The sequence below is a fragment of the Micromonospora sp. DT178 genome (genome assembly GCF_049841695.1).
In the GTDB taxonomy this organism is placed as follows: Bacteria; Actinomycetota; Actinomycetes; order Mycobacteriales; family Micromonosporaceae; genus Micromonospora.
This window is the reverse complement of the sequence record NZ_JBNCKV010000020.1, coordinates 115,857-132,565: the sequence shown is the minus strand read 5'-3', so window position 1 is coordinate 132,565 and position 16,709 is coordinate 115,857. Positions and strand designations below refer to the sequence as shown.

Sequence of the window (16,709 nt, the reverse complement as noted above, 5' to 3'; positions counted from 1 at the left end):
TCGGCGTACCCCGACCACTACGCCCAGTGGGAGCAGCAGGCCGCCGACCTCGTCGCCGAACACTGGAACAGCTGACACAGAACAGCTGATCCGACAACAACTGACACAGACTTTCCACCACAAGGGGGATCGCCGGCCGGCACCGTTGACTCGGTGCCGGCCGGCGGCACATCCACCGCCGGTGTCGCGCGGGCCCGGGAGCCCCGGGCGCGGGCGGGCGGATCAGGTGGCGCTGATGGTGCCCGTCATCAGCAGGGCGAGCACCAGGGTGCCCAGCGCGACCCGGTACAGCACGAAGACGTACAGGGTGTGGTGGGCGACGTAGCGCAGCAGCCAGGCGATGGCCGCGTACCCCACGCCGAAGGCGATGATGGTGGCGACGATCATCTGGGCCACGCTCGGCACGGACGTGCCGGGGGCCGCCGGCTCGAAGACGTCCTCGAGGCTGAAGATCCCGGACATCACCACCGCCGGGATGGCGAGCAGGAACGAGTAGCGCGCCGCCGCCTCCCGGGTGAGGTTGAGCAGCAGCCCGGCGGTGAGCGTGCCGCCGGAGCGGGACACCCCGGGGATCAGCGCCATGGCCTGGGCGAAACCCATCACCACGCCGTCGCGCATCCGGAAGTTCTCCAGGGTGCGGGTCTGCCGCCCCCAGTACTCGGCGAACGCCAGCACGAACGCGAACACGATCAGGGTGGTGGCCACCAGCCAGAGGTTGCGCCCGGCGGTGCGGATCTGCTCCTTGAACAGGAGGCCGAACAGCCCGATCGGGATCGAGCCGACGATGACGTACCAGCCCATCCGGTAGTCGAGGCTGGAGCGCACCGACTTGTCCCTGATGCCGACCAGCCACGTACGGGTGATGCGCCAGATGTCCTTGGCGAAGTAGATCAGCACCGCCGCCTCGGTGCCCAGCTGGGTGACCGCGGTGAACGACGCCCCGGCGTCCTGGTCGAAGAAGATCGCCGAGGTGATCCGCAGGTGACCGGACGAGCTGACCGGAAGGAACTCGGTCAGTCCCTGGACGATGCCCAGGACGATTGCCTCGATCCAGGTCACTCCCCGACTCCCGAGAGGTCCAGCGCCTCGGCGACGGTACGCAGGGTCTGCACGCCGCTGTCCCGGTCGGCGGCGAAGAGGCTCACGGACAGGGTGGTGACGCCGGCGGCGGCGTACTCCCGCATCCGCTCGGCGATGCGCTCCTTCGGGCCCAGCAGCGAGGTGCGGTCGATGAACTCCATCGGCACCGCGGCGGCCGCGTCGCGCTGCCGCTTGGCCAGGTAGAGCTCCTGCACCTCGCGGGCGGCGTCGCCGTAGCCCATGCGGGTGGCCAGCTGGTTGTAGAAGTTCTGCTGGCGGCTGCCCATGCCGCCGACGTAGAGGGCCGCGTACCAGCGGACCAGCTCGGCGCAGGTGGCGATGTCGTCGCCGACCACCACGGGCACCGACGGGACCACGTCGAAGCCGGCGAGCTCCTTGCCGGCCTTCGCCCGACCGGCGCGCACCGAGGCGAGCTGCTCCTCGGCGAACTCGGGGGCGTAGAAGACGGCCAGCCAGCCGTCGGCGATCTCGCCGGCCAGTTCCAGGTTCTTCGGGCCCACGGCGGCGAGGTAGATCGGTATGTGCTCGCGCGGCGGGTGGAAGCCCAGCTTCAGCGCCTTGCCCGGGCCGTCGGGCAGCGGCAGCGTGTAGAACTCGCCGTCGTACGCGACAGCCTTGCGGGCGACGGCCAGTTTCACGATGTCCACGAACTCGCGGGTCCGCGCCAGCGGCTTGGCGAACCGCACGCCGTGCCAGCCCTCGGAGACCTGCGGGCCGGACACGCCGAGGCCCAGCCGGAACCGGCCGCCGGACAGCGCGTCGATGGTCGCCGCGGTCATCGCGGTCATCGCCGGGGTACGGGCGGGGATCTGCATCACCGCGCTGCCCAGGTCGATCCGCTCCGTCTGCCCGGCCATCCAGGCGAGCATGCTCGGCGAGTCGGAGCCGTAGGCCTCCGCCGCCCACACCACCGAGTAGCCGAGCCGGTCCGCCTCCTGGGCGAAAGCCAGGTGATCGGCCGGCGTGCTCCACGCCGTCTGGTATCCGAGGCTGAGCCCGAGTCGCACTAGGTCCTCCCCCATCCGCACCACAGGTCGCATCAGGTTACGCAATGCCGGGAGGCGGCCCGTTCACCGGTCGCCACAACCGGGGGCGGCGCCCGGACGGTCGGAAACGCGACGCGCCCGGCACACTTGACGGGAGCGAGGATATCGGCGGGCCCTCGTTCGAAATAAGGTTCACCCATGCAACAGCGACCGCTCGGCCGAAGCGGGCTGGCGGTTTCGCGGCTCGCGCTCGGCACCATGACGTGGGGCCGGGACACCGACGCCGACGATGCGGCCGCCCAGCTGAAGAGTTTCCTCGACGCGGGCGGCAACCTGATCGACACCGCCGACGTCTACGGCGACGGCGACGCCGAGTCGGTGATCGGGTCGCTGCTGGGCTCCCTGGTGCCGCGCGAGGATCTGCTGATCGCCACCAAGGCGGGGCTGCGGCCGGGCAGCGGCCGGCGTCGGGACGGTTCCCGGGGGCACCTGTTGCGCACGCTCGACGCCTCGCTGCGCCGGCTGGGCACGGACCACGTCGACCTGTTCCAGCTGTACGGGTACGACCCCGACACGCCGCTGGAGGAGACGCTGGCGGCGCTCGACCACGCGGTGGCCAGCGGCCGGGTCCGCTACGTCGGGGTGTCGAACTTCGCCGGCTGGCAGACCGCGCGGGCGGCCGCCTGGCAGGCCGCCTGGCCGGGGCGGGCCCCGGTGGTGGCGGCGCAGGTGGAGTACTCGCTGCTGGAGCGGGGCGTGGAGCGGGAGGTGCTGCCCGCCTGCGAGGCCCTCGGGCTGGGGGTGCTGCCCTGGTCGCCGCTGGGCCGCGGGGTGCTCACCGGCAAGTACCGCCACGGCCGGCCCGCCGACTCGCGGGCGGCCTCGCCGCACTTCGAGCGGTTCGTCGCCACCTACCTGGAGCCGCGCTGCTCCAGCATCGTGGAGGCGGTCGCCATCGCCGCGGGCGGGCTGGGCGTCTCCCCGACGGAGGTGGCGCTGGCCTGGATCCGCGACCGGCCCGGGGTGGTGGCCCCGATCCTCGGCGCGCGGACGGTCGGGCAACTGCTCGGCGCGCTGCAGGTCGAGCGGATGACCCTGCCGGAGGAGATCGTCACCGCGCTGGACGACGTGTCGGCCGTGCCGGTGGGCTACCCCGAGCGCGACGGCTGACCCGCACGGCGCGGGGACGGGGGCGCGGTCAGGCCATGGGGCGCTGGCCGGGCAGGTCGCGTACGGCGGCGAGGAAGCGGGACTGGTCGTCGCGGGTGGCCGGGTTGACGATCCGGATCCAGGACCCGTCGTCGAACACGACGGTGGACGGGAACTGCATGAGGCGGGCCGCGCCGTGGTCGGAGTCGATCCGGGCGATGCGCCGCCGCGGCACGCTCCACAGCACCTGGGGGCGCCGCCGGTCCTCGCGGTCGGGGTCGGGGCGCCGGCCCATCCGCAGCAGGTGCAGGTGGGTGTCGGTGACCGCCAGCGGGGTGCCGGTGTAGCGCTCGAGGAAGAGCAGCAGGCTGCCGGCGAGGGTGGCCAGGTCGCCGCTGAAGACGTACCGCCGCCGGTAGGCGATCTCGGCGAGCTGGTCGGCCAGCGGTCGGTAGCGGCTGAGCCGGAACAGCGCCCGGAACGCCTCCTGCTCGTCGGTGAGCGGCAGCGGTTCCCGGGGCGCGGCGCCCGGCGCGGGCTCCGGCTCGGCCGCCTCGGGCGTGCCCGCGGCGAGGACGGCGGCCTTGCCGGGCAGCAGCAGGACGCCGGCGGCGATCCGGACGGGCGTCAGCACGGCGTCGACCCACGCGACCGGGTTGACGATGTTGAGCAGCCCGAACAGCGCGCGCGGGTCGAGCGCCTCGGCCAGCTCGGCGTTCACCCGGTCGGCGAGCTGGCTGCCGGCCCGGTGGTTCTCCGGGGCCCGGACCGGCGCGAGGCCGACGTAGCGGATCTCCTCGCCGGGCAGCAGGGGCGCGACCAGGGCACGCTCGGGCTCGTCGGTGGTGCGGAACTCGTCGCGCAGCTCACGGGCCTTGTCCCGGGCGACCCGCGCACCGCCCAGCACCGCGTCGGTCAGCCGGCCCAACCGGCTGCGCCCCTCGGACACGCCCCACCCCCTCGATCGACCGTCACCTGCCGGCCGGTTGCTCCGCCGGCGGCTGCCCGAAGACATTCTGGTCGATCCACTCGGCGCCGCCCTGCACCGCCGCGTCGACCTTGTCGCCGACCTGGTCCATGCCGGGCACCGACAGGCCGGAGACCATCGCGACGGTGCCCCAGGTGGCGCCGTGCACGACGGAGTTCGGGATGTTCCACGGCAGGTTGGTGGCCCAGTCCCGGCCGATCATCCGCGCCCCGTCGGCCATGCCGTGCGCCCGCAGCGCCCCGAGGCGCTCGAACGTGCTCATGTCGAACGGCGTGCCGGACTTGCCGAGCTTCCAGCTGCCCTTCGCCGGGTCCATGAACTTGTGGAACCACTTGTCGGCGTCGCCGGCGGCGCGGCGCTTGTCGGCGTACTTCTGGCCGGCGCGCAGCGCCTTCTGCTTGTCGACCAGCTTGTCCAGGTGGTTGCGCAGCTTGCGCAGGTAGAGCAGGACCCGTTGCAGCAGCCGGATGACCTTCTGCAGGTGCGTCGCCAGCGGCCGGATGATCTTCAACATCCGGGTCAGCGCGATCATGCCCCGGGTGACCCCCAGCGCCACCCCGGCCGCCCAGGACGCCCCGGCGGTGAACGGGGCCATCAGCAGCGCGGTGACCAGCGTCACCAGCAGGAAGTTGACGAACTCGACGCAGATGTCGACCAGCACGTCGTGCACGGTCTGCAACGCGTCGGCGACCCCGCGCAGGTACTCGGCCGTGGCGGCGAACTGCTCGGCGACGTCCAGCAGCTGCTGCTCGACCTCGGCCATCCGCCGCCCGTACGCCTCGCCGGACGGGGAGCGCCAGCCGGCCTGTTCGGCCTCGCGCACGCCGCGGTGGTTCATCGCCAGCTCGCGCACCTGCACGGCCAGCGCGTCCCACTCCGTGGCCTTGGCGCGCAGCGCGGCCGGCTCGCCGTCGACGAGGTCGACGAGCTGGATCAGCGGCCACGCGAGGGTGCGGCAGACGCTGTCGACCACCTTGTCCACGCCGGACAGGGCGTTGTCGATGCCGTTCCAGAGCTCGACGGCGGTGCCCGCGGGCCCGCTCACCGGGGCATCCCGGCGCCGATGGCGCGGAAGGAGGCGTCGATGTCCTGCTCGTTGCGCTCGTAGGCCTCGGCCGTCCCGCCCAGCGCGCCACCGACCCGCTCGAACGCGTCGTGGCCGGACCGGAACAGCTCCATCCCCCCGGTGACCTGCTCGGCGTACTTCTCGCGGAGCATGTCGCTGACGAACGGCAGGTGCCCGAAGGCGCCGTCCGGTATGTCGCCCGCGGACGTGATCCGGCTCTCCAGCGCGGTCAGCGAGGCGGCCACCCGCTTCGCCGCCGCCTCCAGCCGACGCACCGCCTGCACGTCGACGTCGATGTCAGGCACGCCGTTCCTCCCCCACTCGCCCGGCGGGACGACGATACGATCATGCCGCCGCCGGGCGCCACCCCGGACGGCACCGCGCACGGGAGGTTCTCATGTCTGACCCGCTGTCCGCGTTCGACGCCCTCGCCGGACGGCTCGCCGACATCGAACGCCGCTTCGCCGGGCTCAAGGACGACCTGGACGAGCTGAGCGCCACCGCCACCGACGACAGCGGCCTGGTGTCCGCGACCGTCGACGCCACCGGCGAGCTGACCGACCTGAGCCTGGCCCCGACCGCGCTGCGGGTGGGCACCGAGGACCTAGCGGCCATGGTGCTGCAGGCGTACCGGCAGGCCCGCGCGGCGGCGACCGCGCAGCTCGACGAGCGCACCGGGGGTCTCGACGCGACGCTCGGCGCGGGCCTGAACGGGATCTTCGGCACCCCCGGCGACTTCGCCTCGCTGGGCCGCCTGGAGGAGGCCATGGGACGGCTCGGCCGGCTCGACGGCCGCCTGCCGGGGCCGCCGGCATGACGTCGCCGGGCTGGCCAGAGATCGTCGCCCGGCTCCACGACACGCTGTCGGGCTGCGACCGCGACACCGACCTGGAACTCGCCGCCGGCCCCCGCCGGCTGCACCTGATGGTGCGCCGCGACACCGTCCGCGGGGTCTGCCCGCCCTACGACGAGCCACGCCTGGCCGAACTCGGCTGGCAGGCGCCGCGCGGGGCCGGCGGTTGGTGGTACGAGACGCCGCGCACCGCCGAGGGCCTGCGCTGGTGGAGCGGCTTCGCGGCGCAGACCGCCGCCACGGTGCTCACCACGGAGCCCGGCGCGCTGTCCTGCCAGATCCTCCCGCCCACCGGTCCCCGGGTACGGCCGGAGCCGACCGTGCCGCCGGTGCCCCGTGTCCGGGCCGCCGAACCCGTCGCCGGGGCCGCGCAGCCCGCCGCCGAAGCCGAGCAGCCCGCCGCCGGGGCCGAGCAGCCCATCGCCGGGGCCGGCACCGCGCGCGTGCCCGCCCCGCCGCCTGTGGACCTGCCCGCGGAGCCGCCCGCGAACCTGCCTGCGGACCTGCCCGCGGGGCTGCCCATGGACCCGGCGGCGGACGAGGCGCAGGACGAGGCGCAGGACGGGGCGGACCCGGGCGGCCCGTCCGTGCTCGACCTGCTCAGCGAGGCCGGCGCGCGGCGGGACCTGCCCGCCTACCTCGGCATCCTCGCCGCCGCGGCGGTCTGCGTACCCCTGGCGGCGGAGCCGGGGCCGGACCGCGACGTGCCGTGGACGATCGTCACCGACCCGACCGGGGCGCCGCTGCTGCCCGTCTTCACCTCCCCGGAGGCGCTGACCGCGTTCGCCGGACAGGGCGTGCCGTTCGTCGCCGTGCCCTGCGCGGACCTGCTCGCGGACTGGCCCGACCCGGCGTGGGGGCTGGTGGTGGACGCGGGCACCCCGCGCGCCCTGGCCCTGGGGGCGTCGGCGCTGGCCGCCCTGCTGGCGGCGAACCCGCCCACCGGCTGACCGCCGGTGGGCGGTCGTACCACTACCGGGCGCGCCGGCCGCGCCGGACGAGCCGCACGCCGTAGACGACCGCGCCGACGACGAGCAGGACGCCCAGGAGCTGGAGGCCCGGCGAGTCGTCGGCCTCCCCGAGCACGATGCCGGCGACGCCGAGCGCGACGACGAGGACAGCGATCAGGTACGTCATGGCATCTCCTTGAAAGCGGACCGGGATCTCATTCGTCGACCCACTCGAGCAGGTCGCCGGGCTGGCAGTCGAGCACCCGGCACATGGCCTCCAGGGTGCTGAACCGGACGGCCTTGGCCCGGCCGTTCTTCAGCACCGCCACGTTCGCCGGCGTGAGCCCGACGCGCTCGGCGAACTCGCCGACGCTCATCTTGCGTTTGGCCAGTTCGACGTCGATGCGGACGACGATGGGCATCAGATCACCGCCTCCATGTCGGTCCGCAGCGTCGTGGCCTGCCGCAGCAGCGCGCGCATCACCACCATCAGCAGACCCAGCACGGCGACGCCCACCAGCATGAGGAACAGCAGGAGCGGCAGCCCGGGGTCCGACGCGTTGAAGCCGACGTAGAGGAAGACGCCCAGCAGCACCACCCAGGCGGCGACGATCGCCCAGACGATCGCGTCCACCCACCTCAACGAGGCGTCGCTGAAGATGCGGTCGTTCTTGACCAGGGTGAGCAGCTTCCAGGTGGACACGACCACCACCTGGACACACAGCACCCAGAACACCGCGACGGCGGTCATCGGCCACCTGAGGTAGGCCTGCTCCGGGGACTCCTCGGCCATGTGCGCGAACTGCCCGGGCAGCGAGAAGGTCTGGAGCATGACCAGGATCCCGAACAGCACCACGAGGAAGACTCTGAGCGGGGCTACCGCTCGATGCTCGTTGAACATGCATCGACTATCGCTCTCAACCTATCGAAAGTCAATAGGTTTGGCGGTCTCCGGGAGGCCGGGCGGTCACGCCGCGCAGCGGCGCGGGTCACCGTCGAGGGGGTGGCGAAGGCCTCCCGGGCTGGGCAGCATGGAGTCATGGACTACGAGTACGCGCCGCTGCGGCTGCCGCCGGACGTCGACCGGTTGACCGCCGCGGCGCAGTTGGCGATCCAGGCGGAGTTCTCCGGGTGGGAGTTGGCGCGGGTACGGCTGTACCGCGACGGCACGCGGCAGGTGGTGCTGCGCCGCCGCCGGGTCAACCAGCCGCAGCCGGGACTGTCGTACTGACCACGACGAAGGCCCGGGGCCGACCGCTCGGTCGGGCCCCGGGCCTGCACCGCCTGACCGGCGGGCCGTCACCGCCTAGTGGGCGTGGTCGTGCTCCTCGTCGAGCTCCATGAACGGGTGCTCGTCGAGCCGGCCGACCAGTCGGTCGTCGGCGGCCGGCTGGAACGGGCCCACCGGGTCGTCGTCGTCGAAGGACTCCAGGTCCACCGGGGTGCCGACCTCGCTGACCATCACCACGCCGTCGAGCGGCTCCAGCTCCGGCACGTCCAGCGCGCCGAGCGAGCCGTCGCCGCTCTGGAGCAGCTCCAGCACGGCCTCCCCGACCCCCTCCACGGGCTCCGGCTCGTCCTCCTCCGGGGTGCCCTCCCGCCGGGCGGCCTCGGCGACCCGGATCAGCGCCGACACGCTCGGCACCCGGTAGTCGCGCCGCTGGCGCACCGAGATGACCCGCGGGTGCGGGTCGGTGGGCTCCACACCCTCCGCGGCCCCGAAGCGCTGGTCGGCCTCCTCGGGGTCGATCGACTCGACGTCCCACGGGGTGACCTCGCCGAAGGCGTCCAGGAGTTGCTCGTCGTACGCGAAGGACGCGTTGTTGAGCGCGACGTACGCCTGCCAGACGTCGTCGTCGTCGATGCGGCCCTGCGCGGCGCGGACGGCGGCCAGGTGGTGGCGGGCCGCATCGATCACGCGCTCGAGGGCGGCGTCCAGCTCACCGTGCTGGTCGGTCATGTGGGTCAGTCCCTTCACGATCAGAGGTTCCCGCCGGAACACCAGGGTTCCTGGCGGGGGGCTAGCAGGTGCGGAGGAACCGGTCGAGAACCCGCACGCCGAACTGTAGTCCGTCCACCGGAACCCGCTCGTCGATGCCGTGGAACAGCGCGGAGAAGTTCAGGTCGGCGGGCAGCCGCAGCGGCGCGAAGCCGAAGCAGCGGATGCCGAGCTGCGAGAACGCCTTCGCGTCGGTGCCGCCGGAGAGCATGTACGGCACCGGGCGTGCCCCCGGGTCCTCCGCGCGCAGCGCGGCGGACATCGCGTCGACCAGGTCGCCGTCGAACGTCGTCTCCAGCGCCGGCTGGCGCTGGACGTACTCGATGACGATGTCCGGACCGACCAGCTCGCGCAGCTGCCGCTCCAGCAGCTCCGACTGCCCCGGCAGGCTGCGGCAGTCGATGGTGGCGGTGGCCCGGCCGGGGATGACGTTGTCCTTGTAGCCGGCGGCGAGCCGGGTCGGGTTGGCGGTGTTGCGGATCGTCGCGCCGATGATGTTGGCGATCGGCCCGAGCTTGGCGATGGCGGTCTCCGGGTCCTCCGGGTCCAGCTCGACGCCGAGCAGGTCGGAGACCTCCTCCAGGAACGCCCGCACGGTGTCGGTGACCACCACGGGGAAGCGGTGCCGGCCGATCCGGGCCACCGCCTCGGCGAGCGCGGTGACGGCGTTGTCGTCGTGGATCATCGAGCCGTGCCCGGGGCGGCCCTTGGCGTGCAGGCGCAACCAGTCGATGCCCTTCTCGGCGGTCTCGATGAGGTAGAGCCGCTGGCTGTCGTTCACCGAGTACGAGAAGCCGCCGACCTCGCCGATGGCCTCGGTGCAGCCGTCGAACAGACCGCGGTGCCGCTCGACCAGGAAGTGCGCGCCGTAGTCGCTGCCCGCCTCCTCGTCGGCCGTGTACGCGAGGACGATGTCCCGGGGCGGGCGGACCCCGGTGCGCTGCCAGTGCCGCACCACGGCCAGCACCATCGCGTCGAAGTCCTTCATGTCGATGGCGCCCCGGCCCCACAGGTAGCCGTCGCGCAGCTCCCCGGAGAAGGGGTGCACCGACCACTCGTCGGCGTCGGCGGGGACGACGTCGAGGTGGCCGTGCACCAGCAGCGCTCCGCGGCCCGGGTCGGTGCCGGGGATGCGGGCGACCAGGTTGGCCCGGCCGGGCGCCGACTCGTGGATGACGGACTCGACGCCCACCTCGGCCAGCTTCTCCGCCACGTACTCGGCGGCGAGGCGTTCCCCGGCGCTGGTGTCGTTGTCCCCGGTGTTGGTGGTGTCGATCCGCAGGAGGTCACGGCAGAGGTCGACGACCTCGTCGGTGGGGTCGGGTCGGGCGGAGGCGGCGTCGGTCGTCATCGGTTCTTCATACCAGCCCACGGGCCCGCTGCGGTCGCCCCGCCCCGCCGGGTCGACGCCGGCGGCGGGGCACGGCCCGCGACCGGGCCCGGTTTCGCCGCCGACGCGGCCGGGTACCGCCGCTCGCGACCGCTGCCCACCACGTGCGCCGCCCGCCAAAGAGGAGGGCACCATGACCGTTCCCCTGCCACCGCTGCCGCCGACCGGAGAGGACGAGGGCTTCCGACCGGGCGGGCGCAGCATCGCCGACATCCTCGACGCCGAGCACCGGCAACTGCGCGAGCTGCTGCGGCGGCTCACCGACCCGGGCCCGGAGCCCGCCCCCGAGCGCGGCCTGGAGGTGCTCACGGCGGCGCTGTCCCGGCACCTCTCCGCCGAGGAGCAGTACCTGCTGCCCGCCGTCCGGAGCGCGCTGCCCGACGCGGCGGACCGGATCGACCGGGCCATCGCGGACGACCGGGCCCTGCTGACCGCCCTGAAGGGGCTCGCCGACGAGGGGCTCACCGACGTCGCCGCGCGGGTCCACCGCCACGTCGAGGAGGCGGGCGCGCTCGTCGCGGCGCTGCGCGAGGTGGCCAGCGCCGAGGAGCTGATCCGCCTGGGCAACCGGCTGGAGATCGCCGAGGAGGCGGCCCCGACGCGCCCGCACCCGGGCACCCCGGCGACCCCGCCGTGGAACCGGGTCGTCGAGCCCGCCGTGGGCGTCGTCGACAAGGTCCGCGACGCCGTCACCGGCCGGCCCACGTACCTGGCCGACCTCACCGAACGGCCGCCGGGCTGAGCCGGCGGCGGGCGCGGTCGGCGCAGATCGGGCACACATCGGAAAGCGTTGATCCGTTCAGGGCCTTCCGTCGGCCGCTACGGGGTCATACCGTCACGGTATGAATCTGGAGCTGCGACACCTGAGGGTGGTCTGCGCGATCGCGGAGACGGGGAGCGTGACCAAGGCGGCATCGACGCTCGGCCTGGCCCAGCCGGCACTCACCGCCCAGCTCCAGCGCATCGAGCGGACCCTGGGCGGGCCCCTGTTCGAACGGGACCGCCGCGGCGCGCGCCCCACCGCCCTCGGCGAGCTGGTGCTCGCCCGGGCGCGGGTGCTGCTGCCGGCGATGAAGGGCCTGCAGGACGAGGCGGCCCGGCTGGCCGGCGCCGGGGACACGCCGCGCCGCTACCGGTTCGGCGGGGTGAACAGCCCCATCCTCGGCCGGCTCGTGCACCGGCTCGCCGCCGAGCCCCCACCCGCACAGATCACCACCCACGCCTCATGGTCGGCCGACGAGCTGGCCCAGCTGGTCGCCGGCGGCCGGCTGGACTTCGCGCTGATCGGGGTGTGCGGCGACGCGGCCCCGCCCGCCGAGCTCGGGTTGAGCTGGCGGGAGGTGGCGGTCGACCCGGTGCTGGTGCTGCTGCCGGAGCAGCACCCGCTGGCCGGGCACGCCGAGGTGAGCCTGGTGGACCTGAGCCGCGAGCAGTGGGTCGCCGCGCCCGGCGACGGCTGCTTCGGCGACTGCTTCGCCGCCGCCTGCGCCCGCGCCGGCTTCACCCCCCGCAAGGTGTACGAGACCGACGTGCGCTGCTGCATCGACATGGTGGACTCCGGCGAGGCGATCGCGCTCTGCCAGGCCACCTTCCGCCCGGTCGCCGGGTTGGTCACCCGGATGCTGGCCGGCACGCCGCTGCGCTGGCGGCTGATGCTGGGCTGGCATCCCGACTCCCCCGCCGCCCGCGACGCCGAACTGGTGCTGGAGACCGCGCTGGCCGCGTACACCGACTCGCTGGCGGCCCACCCGGAGTACCTGGCCTGGCTGCTGCGCAATCCGAGCTACGGGGCGCGGAGGCTGACGGCCGCCGGGACCGACGGGGTGCGAACCGCGTAGCGCCGGGTATCAGGCGGACATGACCGATGCCTACCCCGCCGCCGACGACCGGGAGATCCTCCGGCAGGCCGCCGCCACGCACACCGCCGCCGCCCGCGACGTGGAGGCGTTCCTGCGTCGCCTGCCCGAGGTGCCCGACCCGGCGGACGTCACCGAGTACGCCAACCTGCTGACCCGCGAGGAGCGGGCGCGCGCCGACCGCGAGGCGGCGGCCGACGCCGCGGGCCTGACGATCGGCAGCCTGGAGAGCGACCACGGTTGACCACGGCAGGCGGCGCCCGGGAGAACCCGGGCGCCGCCTTCTTCCGCGGGCTCAGCGTTCGACGAGGACGTCGTGGCCCAGGTCGAGCAGGGAGTGCCGCCACTCGTCGTCGGCGTTGCCGCGCGGCGGCTTCTCGTCCAGCAGGGACTGGATCTCGTCGATCGCGTCCCGCATCACCCGGATGTCCTCCGGCGTGAGGTCGACCTTGCGTTTGGTCAGCACCCGCAGGATCCGCCGGCCCAAGCCGGGCAGGTCGAGATCCGGGTCGGGCCCGAACGACTCCTCCCCGGAGCCGCGGGTGAGCAACCACTGCCGCAACTGCTCCGACGGGACGTTCACCTGGGCGTGGAAGTCGTCCCAGAGCACCTCCACATCGGGTTCGAGCCGCTGCTCGCGTACCATCAGCCCTCCTCTCGACGGCGGCGGTCGGACTCCGCCGGCTCCGGGTCGTCGCCCTGCTGGCCCACGTCCTCCGGCGGCATCCGCACCCGGGTGGGGTTGGCGGTCGGCGGGGCCACGATCGGATCGGTGCGCTCGCTCTCGTCCCGGGTCTCCTGGGGTTCGCTCATGTCCGCCCTCCGGTCATCGGGGATGGGACGTCGTGGCCGGGGTGTAGCCGCGCTCGCCGGCCGTGACGTCGAAGGCGAGCCGCCCGTCGCGGGCGTCCACGGTGATCTTCTGGCCGGGTGAGACCGCCGACTCCAGCAGCATCCGGGAGAGCTGGTTGTCCACCTCCCGCTGGATGACCCGGCGCAACGGCCGGGCGCCGAACTCCGGCTGGTAGCCGTGCTCGGCGATCCAGTCGACGGCGGCGGTGGTGAAGTGCACCTGGATGTCCTGCGCGTGCAGGCGGCGGCGGGTCTCCTCCAGCAGCAGGCCGGTGATCTGGCGCAGCTGCTCGGCCTCCAGCCGGCGGAAGATGATCACCTCGTCGATGCGGTTGAGGAACTCCGGTCGGAAGTTCTCCTGGAGCCGGCGCATCAGCCGCTCGCGCAGCTCGTCGCGCTCCTGCTCGCCGCCGTCCGCGCCGGTGCCGAACCCGACGGCGCGCTGGGCGCCGGTGATCAGTTCCGAACCGAGGTTGCTCGTCATGATCAGTACGGTGTTCTTGAAGTTGACCGTACGGCCCTGGCTGTCGGTGAGTCGCCCGTCGTCGAGCACCTGGAGCAGGATGTTGAACACGTCGGGGTGGGCCTTCTCGATCTCGTCGAGCAACACCACCGCGTACGGGCGACGGCGGACCGCCTCGGTGAGCTGGCCGGCCTCCTCGTAGCCGACGTACCCGGGCGGGGCGCCGACGAGCCGGCTGACCGTGTGCCGCTCCTGGAACTCGCTCATGTCCACCCGGACCATCCGGTCGGCCTCGCCGAACAGCGCCTCCGCGAGGGCCCGGGCCAGCTCGGTCTTGCCGACGCCGGTGGGCCCGAGGAAGAGGAAGCTGCCCATCGGGCGGTCCGGGTCGGCCAGCCCGGCACGCGAGCGGCGGACCGCCTCGGCGACCGCGGTGACCGCGTCCTCCTGGCCGACCACCTTCTCGTGCAGGTGGCCCTCCAGACGCAGCAGCCGGTCGCGTTCCTCCTCGGTGAGCTGGCTGATCGGGATGCCGGTGGCGCGGGAGACCACCTCCGCGATCTCCTGCGGCCCGACGGCCGGCACCTGCGACGAGCCGCCCTCGTCGCCCCGGGCCCGGCGGATCTGCTCCTCCAGCTCGGCGAGCTGGTCGCGCAGCGCGGACGCCTTCTCGTACTGCTCGTCGGCGACGGCCTGCTCCTTGTCCCGGCGTACCTCGTCGAGCTGCGTCTCCAGCTCCCGCACGTCGGAGGCCGGGGTGCGGGTGCGCAGCCGGACCCGGGCGCCGGCCTGGTCGATCAGGTCGATCGCCTTGTCCGGCAGGAACCGGTCGGTCACGTACCGGTCGGACAGCTCGGCCGCGGCGACCAACGCCTCGTCGGTGAACCGCACCTGGTGGTGGGCCTCGTAGCGGTCGCGCAGCCCGCGCAGGATCGCCACGGTGTCGTCGACGGTGGGCTCCGGCACGAACACCGGCTGGAACCGGCGGGCCAGCGCCGCGTCCTTCTCGATGCTCTTGCGGTACTCGTCGAGCGTGGTCGCGCCTATCACCCGCAGTTCGCCCCGGGCCAGCGCCGGCTTGAGCATGTTCGAGGCGTCCATGCCGCCCTCGCTGCCCGCCCCGCCCGCGCCGACCAGGGTGTGGATCTCGTCCAGGAAGACGATCAGCTCGTCGCGGTGCGCCCGGATCTCGTCGATGACCTTCTTCAGCCGCTCCTCGAAGTCGCCCCGGTACCGGGTCCCCGCCACCAGGCCGGCCAGGTCGAGCTGGATCACCCGCTTGCCGAGCAGCGTCTGCGGCACGTCGCCGTCGCAGATCCGCTCCGCCAGGCCCTCCACGATCGCGGTCTTGCCGACGCCGGCCTCGCCGATCAGCACCGGATTGTTCTTCGTCCGCCGGGACAGGATCTCGACGGCCTGCTCGATCTCCTCGGCCCGGCCGATCACCGGGTCGATCTGGTCGTTGCGGGCCAGGTCGGTGAGGTCCTGGCCGTACTGGTCGAGAGTGGGTGTGCCGCGGTCGGGCCGGGGCCCGGTCATCGGCCCGCGCTCGGCGCTGGCCGCCTGCAACGACTCGGGCTGGATCCGGCCGGCGGCGAGCATCCGGCCGGCCGGGGACTCCGGGTTCAGCGGCAGCGCCATCAGGATGTGCTCGGGGCCGATGTAGTTGGCACCCATCGCCCGGGACAGCTGGTGGGCGTCGAGCAGCGCCCGCTTGGCGGCAGGGGTGAGCGACAGGTTGGGCGGCACCTCACCCTTGGGCGCGCCGTCGCCGCGCCCGCCGAGCGCGTTGAGCAGCGTGTCCGGGTCGGCGCCGGCGCGGCGGACGAGGTCGCGCAGCGGTTCGCGTTGCAGCACGGCCCAGAGCAGGTGGTCCGTGTCGAGGTCGCTGCTCTGCCGCTGGGCGGCCCGGCGGGCCGCGTCGGCCAGCATCTCCCTGGCGTCGGCGGTCATCAGCCGGGTGATGTCGACCCGGTGCGCGGGTCGGCGCCCACCCTCGCCCCGGCCGAAGTACCGGGCCAGGAACTCGTCCCAGGGGTCGGAGCCGAAGTCACCGGGTCCCATCATGTCTGTCCTCCGCAGTCGGGCGCGACGGTCGCCAGGGGCTACCCCGCGACCGTCGCGACAAACGCCGCCACCACAGGGGCGGGCAGGGCATCTCGCCGCCACCACGGGGGCGGGCAGGGCATCTCGCCGCCGCCCGGGGCGGGTGAGGGTGCCCTGCGCACCCGCGGGGCGGATGGGTGGCAGGCTGGCGGCATGGACCCGACGACGCCGCTGCTGATCGTGGACGCCGCCAACGTGGTGGGGTCCCGCCCGGACGGTTGGTGGCGGGACCGCGCGGGCGCGACCGCCCGGCTGCGCGACTCGCTGGCCCCGGTGGCCGCCGCCGGGCTGCCCCCGGAGCTGCCGCCCCCGGTGGAGGTGGTGCTGGTGGTGGAGGGCCGGGCGCGGAACGTGCCGGGCACGGCCGGGGTCCGGGTGGTCGCCGCGTCCGGATCCGGGGACGACGCCGTCGTCGACCTGGTCGCCGCCGCGCCGCAGCGCCGGCGGCTGGTCGTCACCGCCGACCGTGAGCTGCGGGAACGCGTCACCGCGCAGGGCGCCGAGGTGTACGGACCGCGCTGGCTGCGGGACCGGCCGGCCCCACCCGGGTAGTCCCGTCAACCGGACTACCGGCGCTTGCGGTCGACAACCGGTCAGCGGGGCAGGAACACTGACAGGGCGGATGTTCTCTCACCGTGAGGGATAGGCTCTAATGGAGGCCTCCCCGCCCCCAGGAGGTTTCGCCGTGGCGAGCGTCGCCGAGCTCAAGGCAGCCATCGATGTCGCGCTCCAACAGATCGGCGACGGCCAGAGCGCCGTGCAGGCGGCCGGCGAGAAGCTGGCCGAGGCGCAGCAGACCCTGGCCGGCGCGCTGGAGGGCAGCGGGCACGAGACGGTCGAGGCGGCCCAGTCCTCGCTGACCCAGGCCAGCCAGGAGCTGGAGGAGTGCCTCGCCGCGACACTCGTCGCCGTCGAGCAGGCGCAACTCTACGTCGCGACGCTCTGAGGTT

General features: G+C 73.7%; 22 protein-coding genes. 9 read left to right on the top strand and 13 right to left on the bottom strand.

Features of this window, described 5'->3' with window-relative positions; translation table 11 throughout:
• Positions 1–222 precede the first annotated feature (222 nt).
• Positions 223–1,059 carry an undecaprenyl-diphosphate phosphatase gene (locus ACLQ22_RS28250; RefSeq protein WP_425694968.1) on the bottom strand — a complete coding sequence of 279 codons (837 nt, stop codon included), beginning with the start codon at positions 1,057–1,059 and terminating at the stop codon, positions 223–225.
• The gene (locus ACLQ22_RS28245; protein WP_425694976.1) at positions 1,056–2,108 is read right to left on the bottom strand and encodes an LLM class F420-dependent oxidoreductase; all 1,053 of its coding nucleotides are present in this window, start codon (positions 2,106–2,108) and stop codon (positions 1,056–1,058) included. Before ACLQ22_RS28245 ends, ACLQ22_RS28250 begins: the two co-directional genes overlap by 4 nt.
• Positions 2,109–2,285: 177 nt before the next feature.
• Here ACLQ22_RS28245 and ACLQ22_RS28240 point away from each other — a divergent pair, with 177 nt between their 5' ends.
• Complete coding sequence (locus ACLQ22_RS28240) at positions 2,286–3,257, top strand: aldo/keto reductase (protein WP_425694967.1); 972 nt, start codon at positions 2,286–2,288, stop codon at positions 3,255–3,257.
• Positions 3,258–3,285: 28 nt separating this feature from the next.
• Here ACLQ22_RS28240 and ACLQ22_RS28235 read toward each other — a convergent pair whose 3' ends face one another.
• Genes ACLQ22_RS28235 through ACLQ22_RS28225 form a run of 3 tightly spaced genes read right to left on the bottom strand, consistent with a single transcriptional unit; the run spans position 3,286 to position 5,595 of the window.
• Positions 3,286–4,185: a hypothetical protein gene (locus ACLQ22_RS28235; RefSeq protein WP_425694966.1), complete on the bottom strand. Its 900-nt coding sequence runs from the start codon at positions 4,183–4,185 to the stop codon at positions 3,286–3,288.
• 22 nt (positions 4,186–4,207) lie between these two features.
• The gene (locus tag ACLQ22_RS28230; protein ID WP_425694965.1) at positions 4,208–5,269 is read right to left on the bottom strand and encodes a WXG100 family type VII secretion target; all 1,062 of its coding nucleotides are present in this window, start codon (positions 5,267–5,269) and stop codon (positions 4,208–4,210) included.
• Positions 5,266–5,595 carry a hypothetical protein gene (locus ACLQ22_RS28225; RefSeq protein ID WP_425694964.1) on the bottom strand — a complete coding sequence of 110 codons (330 nt, stop codon included), beginning with the start codon at positions 5,593–5,595 and terminating at the stop codon, positions 5,266–5,268. The genes ACLQ22_RS28230 and ACLQ22_RS28225 overlap by 4 nt, the downstream gene beginning before the upstream one ends.
• A 92-nt stretch (positions 5,596–5,687) precedes the next feature.
• Here ACLQ22_RS28225 and ACLQ22_RS28220 point away from each other — a divergent pair, with 92 nt between their 5' ends.
• The gene (locus ACLQ22_RS28220) at positions 5,688–6,107 is read left to right on the top strand and encodes a YbaB/EbfC family nucleoid-associated protein (protein ID WP_425694963.1); all 420 of its coding nucleotides are present in this window, start codon (positions 5,688–5,690) and stop codon (positions 6,105–6,107) included.
• Positions 6,104–7,093 carry an SseB family protein gene (locus tag ACLQ22_RS28215; protein ID WP_425694962.1) on the top strand — a complete coding sequence of 330 codons (990 nt, stop codon included), beginning with the start codon at positions 6,104–6,106 and terminating at the stop codon, positions 7,091–7,093. Before ACLQ22_RS28220 ends, ACLQ22_RS28215 begins: the two co-directional genes overlap by 4 nt.
• 22 nt (positions 7,094–7,115) lie before the next feature.
• Here the strand turns inward: ACLQ22_RS28215 and ACLQ22_RS28210 are convergent, their stop codons facing one another.
• From ACLQ22_RS28210 to ACLQ22_RS28200, 3 genes are read right to left on the bottom strand one after another with little or no spacing between them, the layout of a single operon-like run.
• The gene (locus ACLQ22_RS28210) at positions 7,116–7,280 is read right to left on the bottom strand and encodes a hypothetical protein (protein WP_425694961.1); all 165 of its coding nucleotides are present in this window, start codon (positions 7,278–7,280) and stop codon (positions 7,116–7,118) included.
• 28 nt (positions 7,281–7,308) lie between these two features.
• Positions 7,309–7,515, bottom strand: coding sequence for a helix-turn-helix domain-containing protein (locus tag ACLQ22_RS28205; RefSeq protein WP_026874506.1), 207 nt, complete (start codon positions 7,513–7,515; stop codon positions 7,309–7,311).
• Positions 7,515–7,994, bottom strand: coding sequence for a DUF2975 domain-containing protein (locus ACLQ22_RS28200; protein ID WP_121397956.1), 480 nt, complete (start codon positions 7,992–7,994; stop codon positions 7,515–7,517). Before ACLQ22_RS28200 ends, ACLQ22_RS28205 begins: the two co-directional genes overlap by 1 nt.
• Before the next feature lie 138 nt (positions 7,995–8,132).
• Here ACLQ22_RS28200 and ACLQ22_RS28195 point away from each other — a divergent pair, with 138 nt between their 5' ends.
• Positions 8,133–8,324, top strand: coding sequence for a DUF5703 family protein (locus tag ACLQ22_RS28195; protein ID WP_121399254.1), 192 nt, complete (start codon positions 8,133–8,135; stop codon positions 8,322–8,324).
• Positions 8,325–8,399: 75 nt separating this feature from the next.
• On the opposite strand, the gene ACLQ22_RS28190 is transcribed toward ACLQ22_RS28195, so the two are convergent.
• Both ACLQ22_RS28190 and ACLQ22_RS28185 read right to left on the bottom strand, forming a co-directional pair.
• Positions 8,400–9,053 carry a hypothetical protein gene (locus tag ACLQ22_RS28190; protein ID WP_366642657.1) on the bottom strand — a complete coding sequence of 218 codons (654 nt, stop codon included), beginning with the start codon at positions 9,051–9,053 and terminating at the stop codon, positions 8,400–8,402.
• A 61-nt stretch (positions 9,054–9,114) separates the two neighbouring features.
• Positions 9,115–10,443, bottom strand: coding sequence for a M20/M25/M40 family metallo-hydrolase (locus ACLQ22_RS28185; protein WP_425694960.1), 1,329 nt, complete (start codon positions 10,441–10,443; stop codon positions 9,115–9,117).
• Between the two features lie 172 nt (positions 10,444–10,615).
• Between ACLQ22_RS28185 and ACLQ22_RS28180 the strand changes: the two genes are divergently transcribed.
• The 3 genes from ACLQ22_RS28180 (at position 10,616) to ACLQ22_RS28170 (ending at position 12,582) form a co-directional block, all read left to right on the top strand.
• Positions 10,616–11,224 carry a hemerythrin domain-containing protein gene (locus tag ACLQ22_RS28180; RefSeq protein WP_425694959.1) on the top strand — a complete coding sequence of 203 codons (609 nt, stop codon included), beginning with the start codon at positions 10,616–10,618 and terminating at the stop codon, positions 11,222–11,224.
• A gap of 100 nt (positions 11,225–11,324) precedes the next feature.
• Positions 11,325–12,320, top strand: coding sequence for a LysR family transcriptional regulator (locus ACLQ22_RS28175; RefSeq protein WP_425694958.1), 996 nt, complete (start codon positions 11,325–11,327; stop codon positions 12,318–12,320).
• A 19-nt stretch (positions 12,321–12,339) separates the two neighbouring features.
• Positions 12,340–12,582, top strand: a complete 243-nt coding sequence (locus ACLQ22_RS28170) for a hypothetical protein (protein ID WP_132237913.1) — start codon at positions 12,340–12,342, stop codon at positions 12,580–12,582.
• A gap of 51 nt (positions 12,583–12,633) precedes the next feature.
• On the opposite strand, the gene ACLQ22_RS28165 is transcribed toward ACLQ22_RS28170, so the two are convergent.
• Genes ACLQ22_RS28165 through ACLQ22_RS28155 form a run of 3 tightly spaced genes read right to left on the bottom strand, consistent with a single transcriptional unit; the run spans position 12,634 to position 15,720 of the window.
• The gene (locus ACLQ22_RS28165) at positions 12,634–12,984 is read right to left on the bottom strand and encodes a DUF3140 domain-containing protein (protein ID WP_121397951.1); all 351 of its coding nucleotides are present in this window, start codon (positions 12,982–12,984) and stop codon (positions 12,634–12,636) included.
• Positions 12,984–13,151 (bottom strand): hypothetical protein, encoded by a 168-nt coding sequence (locus tag ACLQ22_RS28160; protein ID WP_425694957.1) that lies wholly within the window; start codon positions 13,149–13,151, stop codon positions 12,984–12,986. The genes ACLQ22_RS28165 and ACLQ22_RS28160 overlap by 1 nt, the downstream gene beginning before the upstream one ends.
• Positions 13,152–13,164: 13 nt before the next feature.
• Positions 13,165–15,720 carry an ATP-dependent Clp protease ATP-binding subunit gene (locus tag ACLQ22_RS28155; RefSeq protein WP_425694956.1) on the bottom strand — a complete coding sequence of 852 codons (2,556 nt, stop codon included), beginning with the start codon at positions 15,718–15,720 and terminating at the stop codon, positions 13,165–13,167.
• Between the two features lie 192 nt (positions 15,721–15,912).
• On the opposite strand from ACLQ22_RS28155, the gene ACLQ22_RS28150 reads away from it, so the two are divergent.
• Together ACLQ22_RS28150 and ACLQ22_RS28145 are read left to right on the top strand one after the other, a co-directional pair.
• On the top strand, positions 15,913–16,311 hold the full coding sequence (locus ACLQ22_RS28150) for a hypothetical protein (protein ID WP_425694955.1): 399 nt from the start codon (positions 15,913–15,915) through the stop codon (positions 16,309–16,311).
• A 133-nt stretch (positions 16,312–16,444) separates the two neighbouring features.
• Positions 16,445–16,705: a hypothetical protein gene (locus ACLQ22_RS28145; protein WP_089000636.1), complete on the top strand. Its 261-nt coding sequence runs from the start codon at positions 16,445–16,447 to the stop codon at positions 16,703–16,705.
• The last annotated feature ends 4 nt before the right edge of the window (positions 16,706–16,709 follow it).